Here is a 21,906-nt window from a genome sequence, read left to right on the forward strand (position 1 = left end):
GCCTGACTGTCGGCTTGTGGGCGGAGATGCGGCCCTCCGCGGCGTGACGCTACGGTCGAAAGCATGAACCGTGCAGCCAAGATCGCCCTCGGCGTATCCGGTCTGACCGTCGCCGGCCTGATCGCGCTCGCCGCCGTGCCGATGATCGCGAGCGCCGAGTCACCGACCACGGAGGCGACCCGCGAGGCCGTGTCCACACCGACGCCGACACCGACGCCGGTCGAGCCGACGGCGACACCGGCACCCGAGCCCGCCGGGACGCAGTCGACCGAGCAGTGCACCTTCCCGCTCGCCTACGACGGCCTGTCTGTGGGCGTCAGCCTCATGGACGGGGTTGTGCTGCACGACCACGGCGCGCAGCCCGGCGCGACTGGGCAGACGGTCCTCGACGGTAGCGGTGACCCGGCCGCATACGTCGTCGCGGACGGCGACACGCAGACCGGCATCGAGGCGCGGTTCTGCGCGGCTCCCGGCTACCTCAGCCTGCTCAACAGCGTCCGTCGCACGGACGTGTACGTGGAGCCCCAGACGGTCGAGGGCTACGTGTGGCCCGACCCGTTCCCGGAGGGCACCGGCTGGATCATGGACCTGTACGCGGGCGACACCCTGAACCTCAACCCGCACACGGTCCTCACCGTGGGCGACCAGGAGGGCGTCGTGTACCAGCATGAACCGGACGTCCAGATGCCCGAGCAGTGGTGACCGCCACCGCCTAGACCACGCGCGCCGAACGGCCCCGCCTCCACACGGAGACGGGGCCGTTCCGCGCGCACCAACGAACCAGGAGGACAGCGCAGTGCAGTGGCCCGTCTCACCCGCAACTGCGCAGTGTTGGGTCGACTCCCCCTGTGTCGGCGCGTCGTGTTAATGTCTGGGCACGCCTTCGGGACGTGTCGGGTGAAGAACGAGGAGCCTTCGGGCCAAGTTCGAGCGGTCGACATGGGACGGGGCGAGTGAAGACCGGCGGTCAAGCCGGGCGCAGCGGCGAGGTGCTTCGAAACCTCCCCCGTCAGCGCCTGCAGCGTCAGCCCGACCCGTCCGAGCGCAACGTCACCAGCGGTCATCCGGCGAGACCCGCGAGGGTAAGCCGACCTGCCCGCCTCTGTGGTGCCGTGCTCACATTCACCGGCCCGGCAGGCGCTTCGCACAGCGCCCACGGCCACACACCACTAGGAGTAGCCCAGTGAACCTCAAGGAACAGCTCAAGTCCCTGCAGACGTCGATGCAGGGCATCGTGGACGGCGCGAAGGAGGCGCACCGCGACCTGACGGACCCGGAAATGTCCACCCTCGAAGCGAAGGCCGCAGAAGCCGTCGAACTGAAGGCCAAGATCGAGCGCGCGGAGAAGTCCGCCGAGCTGCTGGAACGCATCGGCGGGCAGAAGTACGACGCCTACGACATGGACGGCAACCCGGTCGAGTCCAACACCGGCAACCGCTGGGCACAGAAGGCCGTCGACGGCCTCTCCCTCCTCGCCCGGAGCGCGGGCGGGGTGAAGTCCCTCACTTCCGGGTCCGTGTCCGTTCCGGCGATCCTGTCGCCGGTGCTGATCGACACCCGACCGCGCACGCTGCTCGACCTGATCCCGGTCCTGGACCCGCGCCAGAGCAACGGCTCGATCAGCCGCCCCGACCAGAACGACGAGCTCGGCTTCATCGGTCGCCCGTCGATCGGTCGCACCGGCAACGGGTTCTCGTTCATCCGCCAGAACGTGCGCACCAACAACGCCGGGGCCGTCCCTGACGGCGGCGCGAAGCCGACCTCGCAGTACACCTTCGGACAGGTGGATGACACCTACCGCGTGTACGCGAACAAGACCGAGCACCTGCCCTGGCGCTACCTGGACGACTTCCGCGACCTCGTGGACATCGTCAGCGTGCAGCTGCGCGAGGACACGCTGGCCGCGATCGAGGCCGACGTGCTCTCCGGAGACGGCGAGGAGGACCGGTTCACCGGCATCCTGGAGACCTCCGGCATCCAGTCGCAGGCGTTCACCACCGACCTGCTCACCACCCTGTCGACGGCAAAGTACAAGCTGCTCGCGCAGGACCGGAAGCTCACCGGGTGGGCCTTCAATCCGTTCGACCTGCAGGCGCTGGAGATGCTGCGCGAGAACGGCAGCACAGGCGCGTTCCTGTTCAAGTCCCGCGCCGAGATCGAGGACTTCCTCGCCGCACCGATCGTGACCTCCCTGGGCCTTCCCACCGGTGAGGCTATCGCCGCCGACTGGAACCAGTCCGAGCTGCTCCCCCTCGGGGATGACGAGCTGGTCTTCGACGGCAAGAAGCGCACCGACGACAACACATTCCTGCTCATGTTCGAAGGCCGCTACGGCTTCCGCGTCAAGAAGCCCTTCGACTTCGTCAAGGTGAGCCTCAGCGCCTAGCCTGAACCGTAAAGACACGGCCGTCCGCTTTCCAAATGGGAGCGGACGGCCGTCTTCGTCGCCCGATCTTGCTGGCCTGCGTCGCGCAACCGCTCATGGCTGCCGCGCGGCGGCAATCCTCCGTCCGCGCGCCGGGGCGCCAGCCGAAGGCGCAAGGGTGCCCTGTGTTACATTTCGACCATGAGCGCAGGGACGGAGCGGTTCGGCACTTTTGTGCTTGACGGCCCGCGATTCGGCGCGAGGGGCGTGCCAGTTGAGGCGCTGGAAGAACTGGTCGTCTATCGAGAGATTGTGGTTGACGTCGCCCGCCAGTTGTACTTGAGGGACCACCCGGACCGAGAACGGTCGCTTAGGAACCTCGACAAGAAGCTGGACCTTCGTTTGCTCGAGGTGAAGGAGGGAAGTGCTGACCTTCTCCTGACACGTGCCACCGCTGATGACGAGCTCGCAGGCGACGATGGCCGGCCCATCTCCGACTTGCTGGAGGAGAGCCGCGACCTCGTAACCGAAGCGATTCGCAACGTGTCGAAGGCGTACGAACTCCCAGCCCGGTTCCCGAGGAAGTCCCTTCCTCGCTTTCGAGCGTTCGGTCGCTCCCTCTCCCGCGCCGACACACTTCGCGTCGGCGACCTAAACGGGAACACCGCGACCTACACGGAGAGTGTGCGGTCAAGGTTTCTCGACCTCATCGCAGACAACTCGCGGGCCGTCCGTCAAGAAATTTCCGGGCGCATAGTGGAGTTGGATCCGGAGCGTTCTATCTTCCATTTGCGAACCGCCGAGGACTACCGTGTTCCCGGTTTCTATGGGGTTTCGGACGTCAGCATTCCGAGTATTTGGCTTGTGGATGAGTCGGGCGAGGGCCCGCTCGTGAGCGTTATCGGTTCGGCTCTCGTAAGTGACGACGGCGAGATTCAGCGGTTCCTTTCCGTTGATCAGGTGCGTCCCGCTGGACTGGAAAACCTGCTTGACAGCGTCGATCGTCTGCGTGCTCTGCAGGACGGGTGGATGGGTGCAGAGAGCGTCGCTATCCTGCCCGAAGCCATTGACTTCGCATACAAGGCACTCCAAAGGCTGCAAAGCGTGCCAGCCGGAATCTCTCCCGCACCCTTGCCGGATGGCGGAGTCCGCCTCGAGTGGACCCGCGACGGAATCGACTTCGTGGTCGAGATCGAGGCCGACGGTGGCCTTTACCTGTGCAGGCTTGGAGCCGATTCGGTCAGCGACGCCGATCGCCAGCTCGATAGCTATGACGATCGCGCGCTCATCGATTTCTTCCAGGGGGTGCTAAGTGAGTGATGAGGTTCTTCCGCTCGGTATCCCGCGCCTGACCGCGCCCGACGACGTGCTTCTACGGAATGTCATTCCTCAATGGACGAATGAAGACGAGACGCCCAAGTCGGTCGCCTTCAGGCCCACGCCGAAGGACGAGGATCACTTATCGACGGACTACGGAATCAGTGCGGCAGATGCGTTTGCCAGTTATAAGAAGCGGGTCGGACACGCGCCCGAGGGGACGTGGGGTCTCGGTGTCGGTGCCATCCTGGAGTGTCATGAGGAGATCGAAGTCCTGAAGGACGGCGGCACAGGCGACCTGCCTGACTCCCACGCCTCAATCGTGTTCCCGGCAGCTGGTGACTCGAAGACGGCGTCACGAAAGGTTCACGAGCGCATCGCGAGGGACCTGAAGGCGGAAGCTATCAGGCGCAAGCGACAGCACCCTCCTGCCTAGCCGGCGCGGGCAACTCGTCCTTAGATCTGCCGCCGGGGGCCACCTCTCGCAGTATGCCTATCCAATACTGCGCGGGATGAGCATGTAGATCTCTTTGCGCCCTGCACGCTCGATGAGTCCGCGTTTGGCGTCCTCACGCGCATCGAGCGCTTGGGAGTGCAGGACGTGCGCGAGGGGGGCGCCACGATCGATCGCTGCGACGAGCTGGTCGATGCTGCGCGCGAGCGCGGGGATCTCGAGTCGCGCCGCGAGCCTGCTCAGCGCTTCGGAGAGCGGCGATCCGGTGCCGACGGCGAGCACGACGCCGCGCAGTTCCGCGGCCAGCTCGCCCACGCCCGCGACGCTCACCCGGCGGAGAGAATCGAGGATGCCCTCGCCCGCGGAAAGGCACAGTGCCAGGAACTCCAGCACCGTCGGCAGCTCCTCCTGGATGCGCCCGACGCGAACTCGCGCCGCCCGCGTGAGCCGCGCGTCGTAGAGGAAGGCGGCCGTCACGCCGACCACGGGCGGCAGGAGAGCGACGGTGCCGGACGCACGACCCAGGAGGATGAGGACGACCACGCCTCCCCCGCCGATAGCGACGCCGGCGATGGACCACGCGAGCTGTCGGCCGCGGAAGGCCGTCGCATCCATCGTCCACCCCGCCTGGTGAAGACGCCGGTCGACCGAGGCGGACCCGCCCGCGATGCGCGCCACACGGCTCCGCAGCCCTTGCCACAGCTCGCCGAGCGCGGCGCCGCGCGGGTCGAAACTCGGTGTCAGGCCGCGCGGGTCGGTCACGTCGCGGATGTACGGCGCGATCCGCCGGGCCAGCGAAGGCGCGCCCCACCGCGGTGCGAGCGAGAAGAGCAAGCAGACGCCGAGGCCGAAGGCGCCGCCGAGCACGACCGCGAACGCGATATCGGTGCCGCCCCACGGGCTCACCCGAACCACCGCCGCGGCTCGGGCAGACGGCCGATGCGCAGCATCACGCGGTACGCCACGAACGACACCGCCGCCCCGGCCAGGATGAGGGCGACGCCCTCCGGACTGCTGTACGCCCGCGCACCCTCGGGTCGCATCGCAAGGAGCGCGAGGATCACCCACGGCGCCGCGACGCCGAGCACGGCCGCGCCGCGGATCCACGACTGCCGCGACTCGACCTCGGCACGCAGCGCGGCATCCGCGCGGACCGAGGCGGCGAGGGCGCGCAGCACCGGGGTCAGTTCGGTGCCGCCGACCTGACGTGCCATCCGGAGTGTCTCGACGATCCGATCGCCGACCGGATCCGCGAGCGCGTGCTTGAGCCGCTGGGCGCTCGAGTCGAAATGCCCGGATGCCGCGACGTCGCGGGCGAAGCCCGCGAACGGCGGTCGAAGCGGGGCGGGAGCGGACTCGGCGAGGCTGGCGACAGCATCCGGAAGGGACATCCCGGCGCGCATGGACGCGATGAGCAGATCGCAGACGTCCGGCCAGAGAGCGCGACGCGAACGCATCAGGCGCGACCGGCGCGCGCGCAGCCACGCGAACGGCGCCAGGCCGCCCACGACAGCCGCGACCAGGACGAAAGCTCCGACCTGCGTGAACAGCCACGCGGCCGCGGCGAGCAGGGCCGCGCAGCCGGCGGATGCCGCGATCGCTCCGGCGGGCGGGACCCGCACGAGACCTGCCGACTCGAGCAGGCGCGCGAGGTGGCCGGATGCCGGGACCCTGGGCGCGAGCGCACGGGACGGCCAGACCCACGGCGAGACGAGGAGCAGGATGCCGGCGGCGAGGACGGCGCCCCAGACGAACGTCACGACGGCTCCGCACGGTACACCGTGGCCGCCTCGACCGCCCCGCCCACGACACCGGTCGGCTCGACGATTTCCACGACCCGGCGTCGGCCGGAAGCGTCTCGCTCGCAGTGGGCGACCAGATCGACGGATGCCGCGACCGCGGGCAGCACGAATCCGGAGTCGATGTTGCGCCCGGCCAGCAGCGGCAGTGCGGCGAGCTTGGCGAGGGCCTCACGTGCCGAGTTCGCATGAATGGTCGCAGCACCGGGGACCCCGGTGTTCAGCGCCAGCAGAAGATCGAGCGCTTCGGCATCGCGCACCTCGCCGACGACGAGCCGATCGGGGCGCATGCGCAGCGCCTCCTTGACCAGACGGCGCAGGCTCACCTCCCCGGTACCCTCCAGACTCGGCTGCCGGCCCTGCAGAGCGACCAGGTCAGCGGCGTCGACGGCCAACTCGAACGTCTCCTCGACCGTCACGATCCGATGCTGCGGCGGGCATGCGGCGATCAACGCGCTCAGCAGCGTGGTCTTGCCGGCGTGCGTGGCTCCAGAGATCAGGATGCTGCGTCCGGTCTCCATCGCCCGCCGCAGCACCCGCGCGGCGGCGGGCGCGATGGAGCCGACTTCGACCAGCCGCTCGAGGTCCCGATAGGCGGGCAGGAACTTGCGGACGTTCACCGACCAGTGTCGGCGCGTGATATCGGGGATCACGACGTGCAGCCGACTGCCGTCCGGAAGCGAAGCATCGACGAACGGCTGACTCAGGTCTACTCGGCGGCCGGTGGCATGCAGCATCCGTTCGACGAGATCTCGCACCGCGGCATCCGTCAACGCCAGCGGCACGCGTTCGGCGACGCCCCCTCGGGCGATGAAGATGCGATCCGGGGCGTTGATCCACAGCTCCTCGACGTTCGGGTCATCGAGGTAGGGCTGGAGGGGTCCGTATCCGGCCACCGCGGCGAGCACCTCGCGGACGCACGAGGCCTCGTCATCGACCGGGGCGAGTCCGCGGGCGAGGGCGAAATCGTTGTGGCGACGCACCTCGGCGCGGGCGATGCGTGCGGCCGACTCGGGGTCCCGAGCGGGGTCGGTCAGTTCGGCCCGCAGCCGGTCGCGCACGCGCTCGGCCACAACCGCAGCGGCGGTGCCGGCGGGAGCGTACGCGAGAGTCACCCGAGCATCCTCGCAAGCACCCGCTGCCGGCCGGGGAAGTTATCCACAGATGCGGAGTTGCGCGCAGAAGGGCAGGATGGGGAAATCAGCGAAAGGGGCACCATGACCACGCTCAGCAAGAAGGAGATCGAGCCCGGCCGGCGGGTTGCACTCGGCATCCTGGGGGTGATCCAGGCGGCGTACGCCTTTCTCGCGTTCTGGGATCTGGCCCATCGGCCCGACGACCAGGTGCGAGGGCCCAAGCCGATATGGATACCGGTGATCCTCATCAACTGGATCGGCCCCACCGCGTACTTCTTCGTCCACCGGGCCCGCTGACCCCGCACTGCCCTCGCTCCGCTGTCACAACACGCCGGGCGGGTCCGCATTCTGCGACAGCCGAGCGGGCTCGAAAGGGCTCGTGCTGGCCAGCCGGCGCTGGGGTGGCAGCCCCCCAGCGACCCCCCAGCCGCGCCGATAGACTGATCGCACCCGCGGGAGTGGTGAAATTGGCAGACACGCAGGATTTAGGTTCCTGTGCCTTCGGGCATGTGGGTTCAAGTCCCACCTTCCGCACGCGTATTCGCACGCGATCCACCTTCGTGGGCTGCGCATCCTGACCGCCGACCGAACGACCGACGGGACCCCTCTTGCACCCCACCGCCCTCATCCCCTGGCTCGACCCCGAGACGATCATCGCCGCGGCCGGCCCCTGGGCACTGCTGGTGGTGTGCTTCATCGTCTTCGCCGAGACCGGTCTGCTCATCGGCTTCCTGCTGCCCGGCGACACGCTCCTGGTCATCGCGGGTCTGCTCACCAACACGAGCAACATCTTCGGCATCAACATCTGGGTCGTCTCGCTGCTGATCGCGCTGGCCGCGTTCGTCGGCGGTGAGGTGGGCTACCTGATCGGCCACAAGGGCGGTCCGGCCGTCTTCGAACGCAAGGAGTCCGGCCTCTTCAGCGTCAAGAACGTCGAGCGGACGAACGCGTTCTTCGAGCGCTTCGGCGGACTGACGATCATCCTCGCGCGCTTCGTTCCCATCGTTCGCACCTTCGCCCCGGTCGCGGCCGGTGTCGGCCACATGCCGTGGCGCCGGTACACGCTCTACAACTTCATCGGCGCCATGCTGTGGGGCTTCGGTCTCACGATGCTCGGGTACCTCATCGGATTCATCCCGTGGGTCGCGGACCTGGTCACCGAATACATCGACATCATTCTTCTCATCGCCGTGGGTGGCACGGCGCTGGTGACCGTGTGGCACTACTTCAGCGAGCGGCGCAAGGCGAAGAAGCTCGCCGCAGCCGGAGTCGACATCGTCACCGACCCCGAAGAGGCCCGCGAGCTCGTGCTCGACCCCGAGGTGTTCGAGCGCGGCCCCGAGCAGCCCGAGGACGGCACGCCCGGCGCCCCCAAGGTCTGACGATCGGATGCCGCGACCGCGGCATCCGGACCGGGTCTCAGGACGCCTTGGCGGCCTTCTTGGCCGGAGCCTTCTTCGCCGGCGCGCTCTTCGCCGGTGTGCCTTTCGCCGATGCACCCTTGGCCGTCGTCTTCTTCGCCGGGGTCTTCGCCGTCGACTTCTCGCCGCCACCGGCCGACGTCTTCGCTGGGCTCTTGGCGCCGGCATCCTTTCCCCCGCCGGACCGTGCCGCGCGGCTGCGCTCGACGCTCGCGCGCAACGCCTCCATGAGGTCGATGACCTCGCCTCCCTTTGCCTCCTCCTCCTGCTCGCCGAAGGTCTCGGACGTGTCGAGCGCATCGCCCTTTTCGAGCTTCGCCTCGATCAGCGTCCGCAACTCGTCCTGGTATTCGTCCGAGAACTCGGACGGATCGAAGTCCGCCGCGAAGCTCTCCACGAGGGATGCCGACATCTCCAGTTCTTTCGCCGAGATTCGCACCGGCTCATCCAACGCCGGGAACGCCGCCTCGCGCACCTCGTCGGCCCACAGCAGCGTCTGCAGGACGAGCACGTCCCCGCGCACCCGCAGTGCCGCGAGGCGCGTCTTCTGTCGCAGCGAGAACCGCACGATCGCCGTGCGGTCGGTCTGCTCGAGGGTCTTGCGCAGCAGGACGTACGCCTTCGGCGAGGTCGAGTCCGGCTCGAGGTAGTACGCGCGATCCAAGGTCAGCAGATCGACCTGCTCGGTCGGCACGAACTCGACCACGTCGATCTCACGACTGCGCTCGGCGGGGAGCGAATCGAGGTCCTCCTTGGTGAGGACGACCGTGCGCTCGCCGTCGTCGTAGGCCTTGTCGATGTCGGAGTACGGCACCACCTCGCCGTCGATCTCGCAGATCCGCTGGTAGCGGATGCGCCCCCCATCCTTGTTGTGCACCTGATGCAACGACACGTCGTGGTCTTCGGTCGCGGAGTACACCTTGACCGGGACATTCACGAGTCCGAACGTCAGCGCGCCCTTCCAGATCGCTCTCATCGCACCAGTACACACCTGCCACACCCGTCGCGGCTAGTCGGGGCCCGCCACTTGCGCTTCACCCGCGGGTGTGAGCGGGCACTCGCAACCAGAGCCGCGCGGCCGTAAAGTCGGCTCGTGCCGCCTCCCCCTGCCCTGGTCCGGCGCCTCGGGTTAGGCGACGCGGTCTTCATCGGTCTCGGCTCGATGATCGGCGCCGGTGTGTTCTCGGTGTTCGCCCCGGCCGCCGCGGCGGCGGGGGCAGGGCTTCTGGTCGGCCTGGCGATCGCGGCGGGCGTCGCGTTCTGCAATGCCACCGCGTCCGCACAGCTCGCGGCCGCCTACCCGACCTCCGGGGGAACGTACGCGTACGGCCGCGCCGAGCTCGGCCCGTGGTGGGGGTTCCTCGCCGGCTGGTGCTTCGTGATCGGCAAGCTCGCCAGCTGCGCCGCGATGGCACTCACTTTCGCCGCCTACGCTGCTCCGGCGGGCTGGGAGCGGCCGGTCGCCATCGCCGCGGTCGTCGGTCTCGTCGCGGTGAACTACTTCGGCGTCACTCGCACCGCCCAGCTGACCCGCGTGATCGTCGTGGTCGTGCTGCTCTCGCTCGCGGTGGTCGTGGCCGCGGGGGTCGCCGCCGGGGCATCGCCGGATGGGGTCGGCGGCGCCGCGGCGTCCACGGGCGGCGGCTACGGCATCCTGCAGTCGGCTGGCCTGCTGTTCTTCGCGTTCGCCGGATACGCGCGGATCGCGACGATGGGCGAGGAGGTGCGAGATCCCGCCCGGACGATTCCCCGCGCGATCGTGCTCGCGCTGATCGTCGCAGTCATCGTGTACGCGATCGTCGCGGTCACGGTGCTGGCCGTTCTCGGCCCGGGCGGCACCGCGGACTCGACCGCGCCGCTGGCCGATGCGGCCGCTGCGTCGGGGTGGGGCTGGACCCAGCCCGTGGTGCGCGGGGGTGCAGCCGCGGCATCCCTCGGTGCGCTCCTCGCGCTGATCGCCGGAGTCGGCCGCACGACGCTCGCCATGGCGCGTGAGGACGACCTGCCGCGATTCCTGGCCGCCGTCCACCCGAGGTATCGCGTGCCGCATCGCGCCGAGCTCGCGATCGGAGCCGTGGTGATCGCGATCGTGGCGGTGGCGGACCTGCGCGGAGCGATCGGATTCTCGTCGTTCGGCGTGCTGATCTACTACTTCATCGCCAACGCGGCGGCATTCCGGCAACGGCCGGGGGCGCGCCGATACCCCCGCGCCCTTCAGCTGGTGGGCATGCTCGGCTGCACGGTTCTGGTCATCACCCTGCCGATTGCGGCGGTGATCATCGGGACCGGAGTCGTGCTCGTCGGTGTCGCATATCGGCTCGCGCGCCTGCGAATCCTGCGCGCACGCCCGCGATGACGGCAGGATGAAGGCATGGGGGATGCCGCGGCCAAGAGCCGGCCGAACGTGCGTGGCACGAACGACCAGCTGGTGAACATCGGCGGCCGACGTCTGCGCATCACCAACCTCGACAAAGTCCTCTATCCCGAGACGGGGACGACGAAGGGCGAGGTGATCGACTATTACACCCGCATCGGCCCGACGATGATCCCGCACGTCATCGGTCGCCCGGTGACCCGCAAACGCTGGCCGGACGGCGTCGGCACCGAGGAGCACCCGGAGCAGTCGTTCTTCGCGAAGGACCTCGAGCGCGGCGCGCCCGAGTGGGTGCGGCGGCTGCCCATCCCCCACTCCGGCGGGCCCAAGGACTATCCGCTCGTCGGAGACGTGCCCACCCTGGTGTACCTCGCCCAGGTCGCGAGCCTCGAGCTGCACGTCCCGCAGTGGCGGTTCGCTCCCGACGGCGAGCGGGGGGATGCCGATCGCCTCGTGCTGGATCTCGACCCCGGACCCGGTGTGGGGCTGGCCGAGTGCGCGCAGGTGGCTCGGTGGGCGCGGGAGATCCTGGCCCCCATGGGTCTGGAGCCGTTCCCGGTCACCAGCGGCAGCAAGGGCATCCAGCTGTACTCGGCCCTGCCGCCCGGGCAGAGCAGCGAAGCGGCGTCGACGATCGCACACGAACTCGCGAAGGCGATCGAGGCCGATCATCCCGATCTCGTCGTCAGCAGCATGAAGAAGGCGATCCGCGGTGGCCGCGTGCTGATCGACTGGAGCCAGAACAACGGATCCAAGACGACGATCGCGCCGTACTCGCTGCGGGGGCGCGCGCACCCCAACGTCGCGGCTCCCCGCACGTGGGAGGAGCTGGATGATCCCGATCTCGCGCAGCTGTCGTTCGAGGATGTGCTCGACCGCGTCGAGCGGATCGGCGACCCGCTGTCCGAGCTCGGTTATCACGCCGGTGGCCGGAGCGCCCACGAGGGGCCGCTCAGCACGTACATCGCCAAGCGCACCGCGGGCAAGACCCCGGAGCCGGTGCCCTCCGACCCGGCTGCTGCCGCGACGGCGGCCGGCGAGCTGCCCGTTTTCGTGATCCAGGAGCACCATGCAACGGCGCTGCACTGGGACTTCCGCCTCGAGCGGGACGGCGTGCTGGTCAGCTGGGCGGTGCCGCGCGGCGTGCCGCCCTCGTACAAACGCAACAACCTCGCGATCCAGACGGAGGACCACCCCATGGACTACGCGTCGTTCGAGGGCGCGATCCCCGCGGGCGAATACGGCGGCGGAAGCGTGACCATCTGGGACGACGGCCGCTACGAGCTGGAGAAGTGGCGCGACGACGAGATCATCGCGACCCTCGAAGGTCGCCCCGGGGGCCCGCTCGGTCGCGTCCGCCTCGCGCTGATCCGCACCGGGGGCGAGGGCGAGAAGTCCAGCTGGCTCCTGCACCGCATGAAGACCGACCTCGACGGTCACGTGCAGCCGGACGGTGCACCCGTCGAGGCGTCGGCTCAGGCGGACGAACGACGGATGCCGCGGCGCGACGCCGCGCGAACCGCAGGGTCCTCGCGCCCCGGCGCGGGGGCGGGGGCGGGGTCGGGGGGCGATACGCGGTCAGGGACCGGCGGGCCCGCGTCGGGGGCGCCGCGACGCACGCGTGTCGAACCGGCGGTCGACGTGCCCCTCGCGTGGCCGCCGACTCCCGAATCCCTGCGGCCGATGCTCTCCACGAGCGCGACCCCGGAGCGCGCCACGCTCGCGGCCCGGCAGTGGGGCGACCCGGCCTGGGCAGAGGCGAAGTGGGACGGCATCCGAGCAGTCGGGGTATGGGACGGCAGCAGGCTCACGCTGTTCGCGCGGAGCGGCAACGACGTGACGATGAAGTATCCGGAGATCACCGACGTCGACGCCGGGCTCGGCGCCGACCCGGCGATCCTGGACGGCGAGATCGTCGCGTTGGACGAGCGCGGGCGGCCGAGCTTCCCGCTGCTGCAGACGCGGATGAATCTGCAGCGCGCCGGTGATGTCGCGCGGGAGGCCAAACGAACCCCCGTGCAGTACTACGTGTTCGACGTGCTCGGCGCGCATGGCCTCGACCTCACCGCGCGGCCGCTTCGGGAGCGTCGACGGATCCTGGAGGAACTCGCGGCGGCGGCAGCGCCGCCGATCGTCGTCCCGCCCGTCTTCGACGACGTCGCCGGCGCACTCGCGACCAGCGAGCAGTTCGACCTGGAGGGCGTGGTGGTGAAGGATCCTGCCTCCACCTATCGCCGCGGCATCCGGAGCGAGTCGTGGTTGAAGGTGAAGCTGACGCGCACCCAGGAGGTCGTGCTCGCGGGCATCCGGCCCGGTCAAGGCGGTCGGGCCGCGACGTTCGGGTCGTTGCTGCTCGGCATCCCGGGACCGGGCGGCCTGCAGTACGCGGGCCGGGTCGGAACGGGATTCAGCGATTCGACCCTGCGTTCGCTCATGCGTACCCTCGCACCGCTTCACAGTGCCGAGAACCCGCTGGTCGGCGTGCCCTCGCTGGACGCGCGGGGCGTGCAGTGGCTGCGGCCTGAACTGGTCGGCGAAGTGGAGTTCGGCGAGTTCACGCCCGGCGGGATCCTCCGCCACTCGCGTTGGCGCGGCCTGCGCCCTGACAAGTCGCCGAACGAGGTCGCGCGCGAGTCATAGGTCCCGCCGCCGGGATGCTCCCCCGTCGCAACCGTCGAGCCAGGCCGCAGAATGCGACAGGCGAGCCCCTTGCCCACCCCGCCCCCTTCGCTCCCCTGTCACAACACGTCGAGCCGGGCCGCAGAATGCGACAGGCGAGCGGCCCTACGTGGGGGCGCAACGTCCAGGGCCACCGAAACCCTGCCGCCTGAGGGCTCAGGCGTGCGCGTCGTGCTCGACGTGTCCCGCGGGCTCCAGCTGGAACGTGGAGTGCTCGACGTCGAAGTGCTCGCTCAGGCACGACTGCAGTCGCTGCAGGATGGCGCCCGCACGGCCGTCGGCGAGCGCTTCCTCATCGACGACCACGTGCGCGGTGAACACCGGGGCTCCCCGGGTGAGCTGCCACACGTGGACGTCGTGGCAGTCGACGACTCCGGGCGTGGAGAGGATGTGGTCGCGGATCTCGGTGACGTGCATCCCCTTCGGTGTCGACTCGCTCAGCACCGACATCACCTCCCGCAGCAGCGAAACGGCCCGCGGGATGATCATCGCGGCGATGAACAGGGATGCGATCGCATCGGCCTGCACCCACCCGGTCGTGACGATGATGATGGCCGCGGTGATGACCGCCGCAGACCCGATCAGATCGCCCATCACCTCGAGGTAGGCACCGCGCACGTTGATGCTGGTGCGCTGCGCGGCGCTGAGCAGCCACATCGCCACCGCGTTCGCGACGAGGCCGACGATCGCCACGACGAGCATCAGCCCGCCCGCGACTCCCACCTCGCTGGGGTTGATCAGCCGCTGGACTCCCTCCACGGCGACCCAGACCGACAGCACGATGAGGATCACCCCGTTCGCGAGGGCACCGAACACCTCGGCCCGCTGAAAACCGAACGTACGCCGGTCTGTCGCCGGGCGTGCCGCGACGGCGCTCGCGATGAGCGCGATCACGAGGGCGGCGGCATCCGTGAACATGTGCGCCGCGTCGGCCAGCAGCGCCAGGGATCCCGACAGCGCGGCGCCGACGATCTGCACGACCATCACCACGGCGGTGATGGCCAGTGAAATTCCGAGCAGCCGGCGATTGCCGGAGCCTCGGATGCCGGGAGCGTGGTCGTGCATGCCCCCAGGCTACGACCGCAGGGTGGGGACGCGATCGTTTCCGCGCCAGTCGGGAATGAGTCTGCTTCTCGATAGCCGCAGACTCAGCCCGCGACGCCCGCGCGCCCGACGATCCGACGCCCGGACCGGCCGGCGCCCCTTCAGACCGACGCGAGGAGCGGCCCGAGCTCTCGGAATGCCCGCGCCCGGTGGGATGCCGCGTTCTTCTCGGTCGCGTTCCACTCGCCGACCGTGCGCTCGGCGCCCTGCGGCTGACCGTCGGGCAGGAAGATCGGGTCGTACCCGAAGCCACCCCCGCCCGAGGCCGATTCCGCGAGGCGGCCGAGCCAGCGTCCTTCGACGACGTGCTCGGTGCCGCCGGCCTCCCCTGGAATCACCAGGGCGATCGTCGAGACGAACGAGGCGGTGCGGTGCGGGTCGCGGATATCGGCGAGTTGGTCCAGGAGCAGGTTCAGGTTGGCCGCGGCATCCTTCGCGTGTCCTGCCCAATAGGCCGAGAACACGCCGGGAGCCCCGCCCAGGACGTCGACACAGATGCCGGAGTCGTCGGCGAGGGCAGGCAGCCCGGTGTGGGCCGCGGCCGCGCGGGCCTTGATCAGCGCGTTCTCGGCGAAGGTCACGCCGTCTTCGACGGGCTCGGGTCCGTCATAGCCGATCACCTCGAGGTCGGGGCGGGTCGCGGCGACGATCGCGCGGAACTCCTCGATCTTGTGCGTGTTGTGGGTGGCCAGCACGACGGACCTGGGCGCGACAACCATGCTCGAGTCTCCTACTCGGCAGCCGGCGACGGCTCGAGTGCCGCGATCTGCAGGTCACGGAGGTCGGCGCATCCAGCCACGCCCAGCTCGAGCAGGGCGTCCAGCTCGCGCTTGTCGAACGGTGCTCCTTCGGCAGTGCCCTGCACCTCGACGAACAGGCCGCGGCCGGTCACGACGAGGTTCATGTCGGTCTCGGCGCGGACGTCCTCGACATAGGCGAGGTCGAGCATCGGCTCGCCGTCGATGATCCCGACCGAGACGCCCGAGACGGAATCGATCAGCGGCGTGGCCTTCTGAGCGATGAACTTCTTCGCCCGCCCCCATTCGATGGCGTCGGCCAGCGCGACGTACGCCCCGGTGATCGCCGCGGTGCGCGTGCCGCCGTCGGCCTGCAGCACGTCGCAGTCGATGACGATCGTGTTCTCACCCAGCGCCTTGGTGTCCACGACGGCGCGCAGCGCGCGGCCGATGAGGCGGGAGATCTCGTGCGTGCGGCCTCCGATGCGGCCCTTGACGCTCTCACGGTCGTTGCGGCTGTTGGTGGCGCGGGGCAGCATCGCGTACTCGGCGGTGACCCAGCCCTTGCCCTTGCCGGTGAGCCAGCGCGGGACGCCGTTGGTGAACGACGCCGTGCACAGCACCTTGGTCTCGCCGAACGAGATGAGCGCGGACCCTTCGGCGTGGCTGCTCCAGCCGCGCTCGATCGTGATGGGGCGCAGCTGGTCGACGGTGCGGCCGTCGGCGCGGACGATGTCAGTCATGAGTCTCTCTTCTGTGTGGGTGTCCGACTTTCACACCGATGACCCGGCGGGTCGGGACACGGATGCGGGGAATGGATGCCGAGTCGCGGGCCTCAGTGGGGCGTCGGCAGGTCGATGGCGCCGGTCTGCACGAGCTGGACTTCGCTGATCTCGCGACCCATCAGGCGATGGGCCAGGCGCAGGAATTCGTCGGCGGAGGCGCCGGTGGCCTCGTAGACGTGTCGGGAATCGGCATCCGGCCCGGCCAGCAGATCACGGCTCACCAGCTGGCGGTAGACGTCCTTCGCGGTCTCGGTGTCGCTGGAGACCAGCGACACGTCCGAGCCCATCACGTAGCTGATGGCGCCTTCGAGGAACGGGTAGTGGGTGCAGCCGAGCACGAGGGTGTCTACTCCGGCATGCCGCAGGGGGGCGAGGTAACCCTCGGCAACCGCGAGCACCTCGGGCGAGTCGGTCACGCCGGCCTCGACGAATTCGACGAACCGGGGGCATGCCTCGGCGAACACGGTGAGACGCTCGTTCACTTCGAGCATGTCCTGGTAGGCGCCGGAGCCGATGGTGCCGGCCGTGCCGATGACACCGATGCGTCCGTTGCGGGTCGTGGACATCGCGGTGCGGACCGCGGGTCCGATGACCTCGACCACTGGTACGTCGTAGCGCTCGCGTGCGTCGCGGAGCATCGCGGCCGACGCGGTGTTGCAGGCGATCACGAGCATCTTGACGCCCTGCTCGACCAGCGTGTCGAGGATCTCGAGAGAGTAGCGCCGCACGTCGGCGATCGGCTTCGGCCCATAGGGCGAGCGGGCGGTGTCGCCGATGTAGAGCAGCGATTCCCGCGGCAGCTGCGCCGAGATCGCCCGTGCGACGGTGAGCCCGCCGACCCCGGAGTCGAAGATGCCGATCGGCGCGTCATTCACGAGAGCCCAGCCTACCCGCGGCTCGGGCGGGCAGAGCCGTCGGACGGCGGGGGCGACGTGCAGGCGTCCCCGCGCCGCAGCTGGTCGCCCATTCCCCATCGATCCGACGGATGAGCCGGTGACGCCCTCAGTAGGCTGAGCGCATGAGCGCCCAGGCCCCGCGCAGCACCGCGCTGCACACCGACCGGTACGAGCTGACCATGCTCGATGCCGCCCTCCGCGACGGCACCGCCCAACGCCGCTGCGTCTTCGAGTTGTTCGGCAGGCGTCTGTCCGGCGGCCGCCGTTTCGGCGTGGTGGCGGGCACCGGGCGTCTGCTCTCGCTCATCCAGGATTTCCGCTTCGGCGACGATGAGCTGCGATTCCTCCGCGATGGACGGGTGGTGGATGCCGCAACACTCGAGTTTCTCGCCGGCTATCGGTTCAGCGGGTCGATCACGGGATACCAGGAGGGCGAGCTGTACTTTCCGGGCTCCCCCATCCTCACGATCGAAGGCACGTTCGCCGAGGCCGTGGTGCTCGAGACCCTCGCGCTCAGCGTCCTGAACCACGACTCGGCGATCGCGACCGCCGCCGCCCGGATGAGTATCGCCGCCGGTGACCGTCCGCTGTCCGAGATGGGATCGCGGCGTGCCGGTGAGGAATCCGCGGTCGCCGCCGCTCGCGCCGCATACATCACGGGCTTCGGCGCGACCAGCAACCTCGAGGCCGGCAGACGCTGGGGCATCCCCACGATGGGCACCGCCGCGCACGCGTGGACGCTGCTGCACGACAGCGAAGAGGACGCCTTCCGCTCCCAGATCGCGGCCCTCGGTGTGGACACCACTCTCCTCATCGACACGTACGACATCCACGAGGGCGTCGAGACCGCCGTACGTGTCGCGGGCACCTCACTCGGCGGCGTGCGGATCGACTCCGGCGACCTGCCCACCATGGCCAGCCAGGTCCGCGAACATCTGGACGCACTCGGTGCGACCGCGACGAAGATCACCGTCACCAGCGACCTCGACGAATTCGCGATCGCCGCGCTCGCGGCGTCCCCCGTCGATTCCTACGGAGTGGGCACCTCGGTCGTCACCGGCTCAGGCACGCCGACCGCGGGTATGGTCTACAAGCTCGTCGCCCGGCAGGCGTCCGACGGATCCTGGGTCGCCGTCGCGAAATCCTCCACCGAAAAGAGCTCGAAAGGCGGCCGCAAGGCGGCCTTCCGCACGCTCAAGAACGGCATCGCGACCTCAGAGGTCGTGGCGATCTCCGACGGGTTCGAGCAGGTGGACACGCCGGCAGAACACCCCGGCGCGCGTCCCCTCCAGGTTCAGCTCGTTCTGGACGGACAGGCGGATGCTGCGTTCCAAGGCCCCGCGGGTGTCGAGGTCGCGCGTGCCCACCATGCGCGCGTGCGCGAGGAGCTTCCCGTTCGAGGACTCGCGCTGAGCCGCTCAGATCCGGCGATTACGACGGTGTTCGTCAACGCCAAGCCCTGATCCTCAGCCCGGGGCACACGGGCCGGCGGACCTCAGCCGACCAGGGACTCGTAGATCTCCTTGCACGTGGGGCACACCGGGAACTTCTCCGGATCGCGTCCGGGCGTCCACTTCTTGCCGCAGAGCGCGCGAACCGGCTTGCCCGTGATCGCCGATTCGAGGATCTTCTCCTTCTTCACGTAATGCGAGAAGCGCTCGTGATCGCCGGGCTCGAGGTTCTCCTCCCGGATGAGCTCTTCGAGTTCTCGATCTAGGGTCGCGGTGCCACCCTGATCCGGGGTGTCGAGGGGGGTGCTCATGGTCAGTCAGTGTATCGCGCCGACAGAACCGGAGGGGCCGGATGCCGCGGCGACCACCCCCGCATCCGGCGTCAGACGGACTCGGCGAACTCCATGAGCCGACCACCGCGCTGCCGGAACACGGCGGATCCGATCGCGATGCCGACCACCAGCACGACCGCTCCGATCGCCAGTCCGCCCCACAGGGCGAGCATCGCCGCGTCGGGGTCGCCGTTCAGCGCCAGCCACGCCCACCACAGCGCCGGGGCGCTGATCAGGATGCCGCCCAGCATGACTGCGCCCTGGGCGATGGCTGCGCCCGAGCCCACCCGCTGAGGCTGCTGGAAGGGGCTCTCACCGGGGCGCGACACCGCGTACGGGGCGGCAACCGAAGAGATGCTGGACAACCCCAGACCGGTCAGGAAGAGCGCGGCACACGCGCCGGCCATCGCCGGCAGGAAAGCCCAGCGACCGTGCAGGGCGACGGCGACAGGGACGGCGACCGCCAGCAGCGGGATGCCGATCAGCAGCACCGGGACGAGCCGGCCGACCCGATCGGAGACGCCGCGAACGCCGCTGGCGATGTGCATCCAGATCGCCGTCGAATCGTAGGCGAGATCGTTGTGCGGGAACCAGCCGAGGAACAGCGCGATGATCGGGACGGGCACCAGTGCCACGATCTCGGGCGGCACCCCCGCGAACAGGAGGGGGACCGTGGTGAGAACGGCGGCGACGGGGATGACGGCGATGTTGACGAGGTAGCGGAGGTCGCGCAGCCAGTAGATCAGGCTTCGCGCGGCGATCGCCCCGCCGGGCGTTCCCGGTGCCACGGCGAACCAGCCGAGCCCACCCCGCACGCGCACAGCCACCGGCCGTTCGGTGGTCGACAGGAGTCGACGCACGAGCAGAACCCAGATCAGGCCGAGTGCGACGAGGGTGCCCAGAGCGACCAGCAGCACCGGCGCGGCCGCGCCTGTCTGGTGCTGCGCGACAGCACCCGGGTAGGCCCATGCCGCGCCGAGCGGTGTCAGCGCCAGGACCGAGACGGCCTCGGCCAGCTGTGACGGCACCTGGCCGCGCCACTCCAGCGAGCCGAAGAACACGCCTACCGGCACCGCGACCACGAGGACCAGCAAGGCGAACACACCCGCGAGTTCGCGGGAGCGGCGCTCGCGCAGGAACAGAGCCGTCAGCGCCATGCACACCCGCGCGAGCAGGACGCACGTCGCGACGCCGAGCACGACCCCGACAGCGGTGACCCACCCTGGCACGCCGCGATCGGCCCAGACGACGGCCGCGCACACCGCGACGGCGATGAGGGCGAAGCTGGGAACACTGAGGAAGCCGGCGACAGCGAGGACCGCAGCCAGCCTCCCGCCGGGCAGGCCGAGCACGATGAATCGACGAGGATCCAGCGGATCGGTCGCCCCCGCGATCAGCGGGGCGAGGGCGAACCCGAGGGTCACCGCCGATCCCCCGAGCACCGTCACGGCAAGCACCACCTCGGTGGGTGCATCCCGCAGGGTGAGGAGCGCCCAGCACGCGATGACGGCCGCCATCACCAGCAGGAGCAGCCCCAGCAGCACCCGCGTCACGTGGCCGGAGTCGCCGCGCACAGCACCCAGCAGAAGCGCGATCCTCAGTCGGAGAACGTGTGCAGCCACTCGAGGCCCTCCACGTCGCTCAGGCCGCCCGCGAGCTCGATGAAGCGCTGCTCGAGCGTGAGCTCACCACGCACCTCGTCCACCGTCCCCTCGGCCAACACCTGGCCGGCGACGACGACCGCGAGCCTCGCGCACACGCGTTCGACCAGCTCCATTCCGTGACTGGAGAGGATGACCGTCCCGCCGTGTGCGACGTAGGTCGAGAGGATGTCGAGGATGATCGCGCTGGAGACCGGATCCACCGACTCGAACGGCTCGTCCAGAACCAGCAGCCGGGGCGAGTGGATCAAGGCGCCTGCCAGCATGACCTTCTTCACCATGCCGGCGGAATAGTCCGAGACGGCGCGGCCGAGGGCGTCGGACAGATCGAACGCCCGCGCCAGATCCGCCGTCCGGCGCTCGACCACGGCGGAGGGAAGCCCCCGCAGCACGCCGTAGTAGTGCAGCAGCTGTCGTCCGGTCAGGCGGTCGAAGGTGCGCAGGCGGTCGGGCAGCACGCCCATCTGCCGCTTCGCGCCGATCGGGTCGGATGCCGCGTCGATCCCGTTCACGCGGATGCTCCCACGGTCTGCGCGCAGCAGCCCCGCGATCATCGACAGCGTCGTGGTCTTGCCGGCGCCGTTCGGTCCGACCAGCCCGTAGAAGATGCCGGCGGGAACCGTCAGGTCGATCCCGTCGACGGCTCGGGTCTCGCCGAAGTTCTTGGTGATGCCCTTCACGACCAGCGCAGCGGTGGCCGGATCCACGGATGCCGCGACCACTGGGTCCGGCACCTCGAGCGGTCGCGGCCGCACGACGACGGCGTCGGGTGCGAGTGCGACCGGTGCCTCGGCGGCCATTGGTCGGAGCGGCATTGCGGTGAGCGGGAAGGTGCGATCTTCGAGGCGCGGCGCGATGACTTCGGACGTGTGGTCGTTGCGTGGCGCGCGCGCCTCGACGAACAGCTCGGCCGATGACTCCACCTCGGGTTCACGCGCCTCGGGCGTTTCGACCGGAGCACGGTCGACGGGCTCGACGGGCTCGACGGGGTCGACGGGGTCGACGGACTCGACGGACTCGACGGACCCGACGGGCTCGACGGGCTCGACGGGCTCGACGGGCTCGACGGGCGAGTCAACCGACGGCGGAGTGGGCGTGTCGGTGGAGGGTTCCACGAGGGTCTCGGCGAGTGCCTCGACCGCGGATTCCGTCTCCACCACAGGCTCGGCAGGCGGCTCGCTCGCGGACTCCGCCGACGTCGTGACGCGGGACGGTGACGGTGACGGAGGCAGCGGGGGCCTGGGCGGGATGAGCAGGTCGGCGGGCAACGGCGGCGGCGGTCCGGGATCCGGCATGTTCCGCGGCGTCTTCTTCACCGCGCTCTTCGCGGTGCTCTTGCTCGTGCCTTCGCTCGGGCTCTTCACCGATGGCCGTTTCGGGGTGGGGCGGGGCTTC

20 protein-coding genes and 1 tRNA gene are annotated in these 21,906 nt (G+C 69.5%); 10 read left to right on the top strand and 11 right to left on the bottom strand.

Annotated elements, in window-relative coordinates:
- Positions 1-63: 63 nt before the first annotated feature.
- From ABD655_RS11165 to ABD655_RS11180, 4 genes are all read left to right on the top strand, one after another.
- Positions 64-702, top strand: a complete 639-nt coding sequence (locus tag ABD655_RS11165) for a hypothetical protein (protein WP_344713966.1) — start codon at positions 64-66, stop codon at positions 700-702.
- 481 nt (positions 703-1,183) lie between these two features.
- Positions 1,184-2,386, top strand: coding sequence for a phage major capsid protein (locus ABD655_RS11170; RefSeq protein ID WP_344713968.1), 1,203 nt, complete (start codon positions 1,184-1,186; stop codon positions 2,384-2,386).
- A gap of 180 nt (positions 2,387-2,566) precedes the next feature.
- On the top strand, positions 2,567-3,685 hold the full coding sequence (locus ABD655_RS11175) for a hypothetical protein (protein ID WP_344713969.1): 1,119 nt from the start codon (positions 2,567-2,569) through the stop codon (positions 3,683-3,685).
- Positions 3,678-4,118 (top strand): hypothetical protein, encoded by a 441-nt coding sequence (locus ABD655_RS11180; RefSeq protein WP_344713970.1) that lies wholly within the window; start codon positions 3,678-3,680, stop codon positions 4,116-4,118. The genes ABD655_RS11175 and ABD655_RS11180 overlap by 8 nt, the downstream gene beginning before the upstream one ends.
- A gap of 57 nt (positions 4,119-4,175) precedes the next feature.
- On the opposite strand, the gene ABD655_RS11185 is transcribed toward ABD655_RS11180, so the two are convergent.
- The 3 genes from ABD655_RS11185 to ABD655_RS11195 are packed head-to-tail and all read right to left on the bottom strand — an operon-like array spanning position 4,176 to position 7,050.
- Positions 4,176-5,051 carry a type II secretion system F family protein gene (locus tag ABD655_RS11185; protein ID WP_344713972.1) on the bottom strand — a complete coding sequence of 292 codons (876 nt, stop codon included), beginning with the start codon at positions 5,049-5,051 and terminating at the stop codon, positions 4,176-4,178.
- Positions 5,039-5,896 (bottom strand): type II secretion system F family protein, encoded by an 858-nt coding sequence (locus ABD655_RS11190; protein ID WP_344713974.1) that lies wholly within the window; start codon positions 5,894-5,896, stop codon positions 5,039-5,041. The genes ABD655_RS11185 and ABD655_RS11190 overlap by 13 nt, the downstream gene beginning before the upstream one ends.
- Positions 5,893-7,050 carry a TadA family conjugal transfer-associated ATPase gene (locus ABD655_RS11195; protein WP_344713975.1) on the bottom strand — a complete coding sequence of 386 codons (1,158 nt, stop codon included), beginning with the start codon at positions 7,048-7,050 and terminating at the stop codon, positions 5,893-5,895. The genes ABD655_RS11190 and ABD655_RS11195 overlap by 4 nt, the downstream gene beginning before the upstream one ends.
- 102 nt (positions 7,051-7,152) lie before the next feature.
- Here ABD655_RS11195 and ABD655_RS11200 point away from each other — a divergent pair, with 102 nt between their 5' ends.
- From ABD655_RS11200 to ABD655_RS11210, 3 genes are all read left to right on the top strand, one after another.
- Positions 7,153-7,368 carry a PLDc N-terminal domain-containing protein gene (locus ABD655_RS11200; RefSeq protein ID WP_344713976.1) on the top strand — a complete coding sequence of 72 codons (216 nt, stop codon included), beginning with the start codon at positions 7,153-7,155 and terminating at the stop codon, positions 7,366-7,368.
- A 155-nt stretch (positions 7,369-7,523) separates the two neighbouring features.
- Positions 7,524-7,605, top strand: a tRNA-Leu gene (locus ABD655_RS11205).
- A 74-nt stretch (positions 7,606-7,679) separates the two neighbouring features.
- Positions 7,680-8,453, top strand: a complete 774-nt coding sequence (locus ABD655_RS11210) for a DedA family protein (RefSeq protein ID WP_344713978.1) — start codon at positions 7,680-7,682, stop codon at positions 8,451-8,453.
- Positions 8,454-8,490: 37 nt separating this feature from the next.
- Here ABD655_RS11210 and ku read toward each other — a convergent pair whose 3' ends face one another.
- Positions 8,491-9,468, bottom strand: a complete 978-nt coding sequence (ku, locus tag ABD655_RS11215) for a non-homologous end joining protein Ku (protein ID WP_344713980.1) — start codon at positions 9,466-9,468, stop codon at positions 8,491-8,493.
- Between the two features lie 117 nt (positions 9,469-9,585).
- On the opposite strand from ku, the gene ABD655_RS11220 reads away from it, so the two are divergent.
- Positions 9,586-10,848 carry an APC family permease gene (locus ABD655_RS11220; protein ID WP_344713982.1) on the top strand — a complete coding sequence of 421 codons (1,263 nt, stop codon included), beginning with the start codon at positions 9,586-9,588 and terminating at the stop codon, positions 10,846-10,848.
- A 15-nt stretch (positions 10,849-10,863) separates the two neighbouring features.
- Positions 10,864-13,506: an ATP-dependent DNA ligase gene (locus ABD655_RS11225; RefSeq protein ID WP_344713984.1), complete on the top strand. Its 2,643-nt coding sequence runs from the start codon at positions 10,864-10,866 to the stop codon at positions 13,504-13,506.
- A 195-nt stretch (positions 13,507-13,701) separates the two neighbouring features.
- Here ABD655_RS11225 and ABD655_RS11230 read toward each other — a convergent pair whose 3' ends face one another.
- The 4 genes from ABD655_RS11230 to murI form a co-directional block, all read right to left on the bottom strand.
- Positions 13,702-14,610, bottom strand: coding sequence for a cation diffusion facilitator family transporter (locus tag ABD655_RS11230; RefSeq protein ID WP_344713987.1), 909 nt, complete (start codon positions 14,608-14,610; stop codon positions 13,702-13,704).
- 140 nt (positions 14,611-14,750) lie between these two features.
- Positions 14,751-15,368, bottom strand: coding sequence for an RdgB/HAM1 family non-canonical purine NTP pyrophosphatase (gene rdgB / locus ABD655_RS11235; protein WP_344713988.1), 618 nt, complete (start codon positions 15,366-15,368; stop codon positions 14,751-14,753).
- A gap of 11 nt (positions 15,369-15,379) precedes the next feature.
- Positions 15,380-16,129, bottom strand: coding sequence for a ribonuclease PH (gene rph, locus ABD655_RS11240; protein WP_344713990.1), 750 nt, complete (start codon positions 16,127-16,129; stop codon positions 15,380-15,382).
- A 92-nt stretch (positions 16,130-16,221) separates the two neighbouring features.
- Complete coding sequence (murI, locus tag ABD655_RS11245) at positions 16,222-17,046, bottom strand: glutamate racemase (protein ID WP_344713992.1); 825 nt, start codon at positions 17,044-17,046, stop codon at positions 16,222-16,224.
- 143 nt (positions 17,047-17,189) lie between these two features.
- On the opposite strand from murI, the gene ABD655_RS11250 reads away from it, so the two are divergent.
- The gene (locus ABD655_RS11250; protein ID WP_344713994.1) at positions 17,190-18,530 is read left to right on the top strand and encodes a nicotinate phosphoribosyltransferase; all 1,341 of its coding nucleotides are present in this window, start codon (positions 17,190-17,192) and stop codon (positions 18,528-18,530) included.
- A 32-nt stretch (positions 18,531-18,562) separates the two neighbouring features.
- Here ABD655_RS11250 and ABD655_RS11255 read toward each other — a convergent pair whose 3' ends face one another.
- The 3 genes from ABD655_RS11255 to ABD655_RS11265 form a co-directional block, all read right to left on the bottom strand.
- On the bottom strand, positions 18,563-18,829 hold the full coding sequence (locus ABD655_RS11255) for a DUF3039 domain-containing protein (RefSeq protein WP_257501875.1): 267 nt from the start codon (positions 18,827-18,829) through the stop codon (positions 18,563-18,565).
- A gap of 71 nt (positions 18,830-18,900) precedes the next feature.
- Positions 18,901-20,472, bottom strand: coding sequence for a hypothetical protein (locus ABD655_RS11260; protein WP_344713996.1), 1,572 nt, complete (start codon positions 20,470-20,472; stop codon positions 18,901-18,903).
- Entirely contained in the window at positions 20,448-21,875 is a 1,428-nt protein-coding gene (locus ABD655_RS11265; RefSeq protein ID WP_344713998.1) for an ABC transporter ATP-binding protein, read from the bottom strand. The genes ABD655_RS11260 and ABD655_RS11265 overlap by 25 nt, the downstream gene beginning before the upstream one ends.
- Positions 21,876-21,906 lie beyond the last annotated feature (31 nt).

The organism is Microbacterium terregens, assembly GCF_039534975.1.
GTDB classification, from domain to species: domain Bacteria; phylum Actinomycetota; class Actinomycetes; order Actinomycetales; family Microbacteriaceae; genus Microbacterium; species Microbacterium terregens.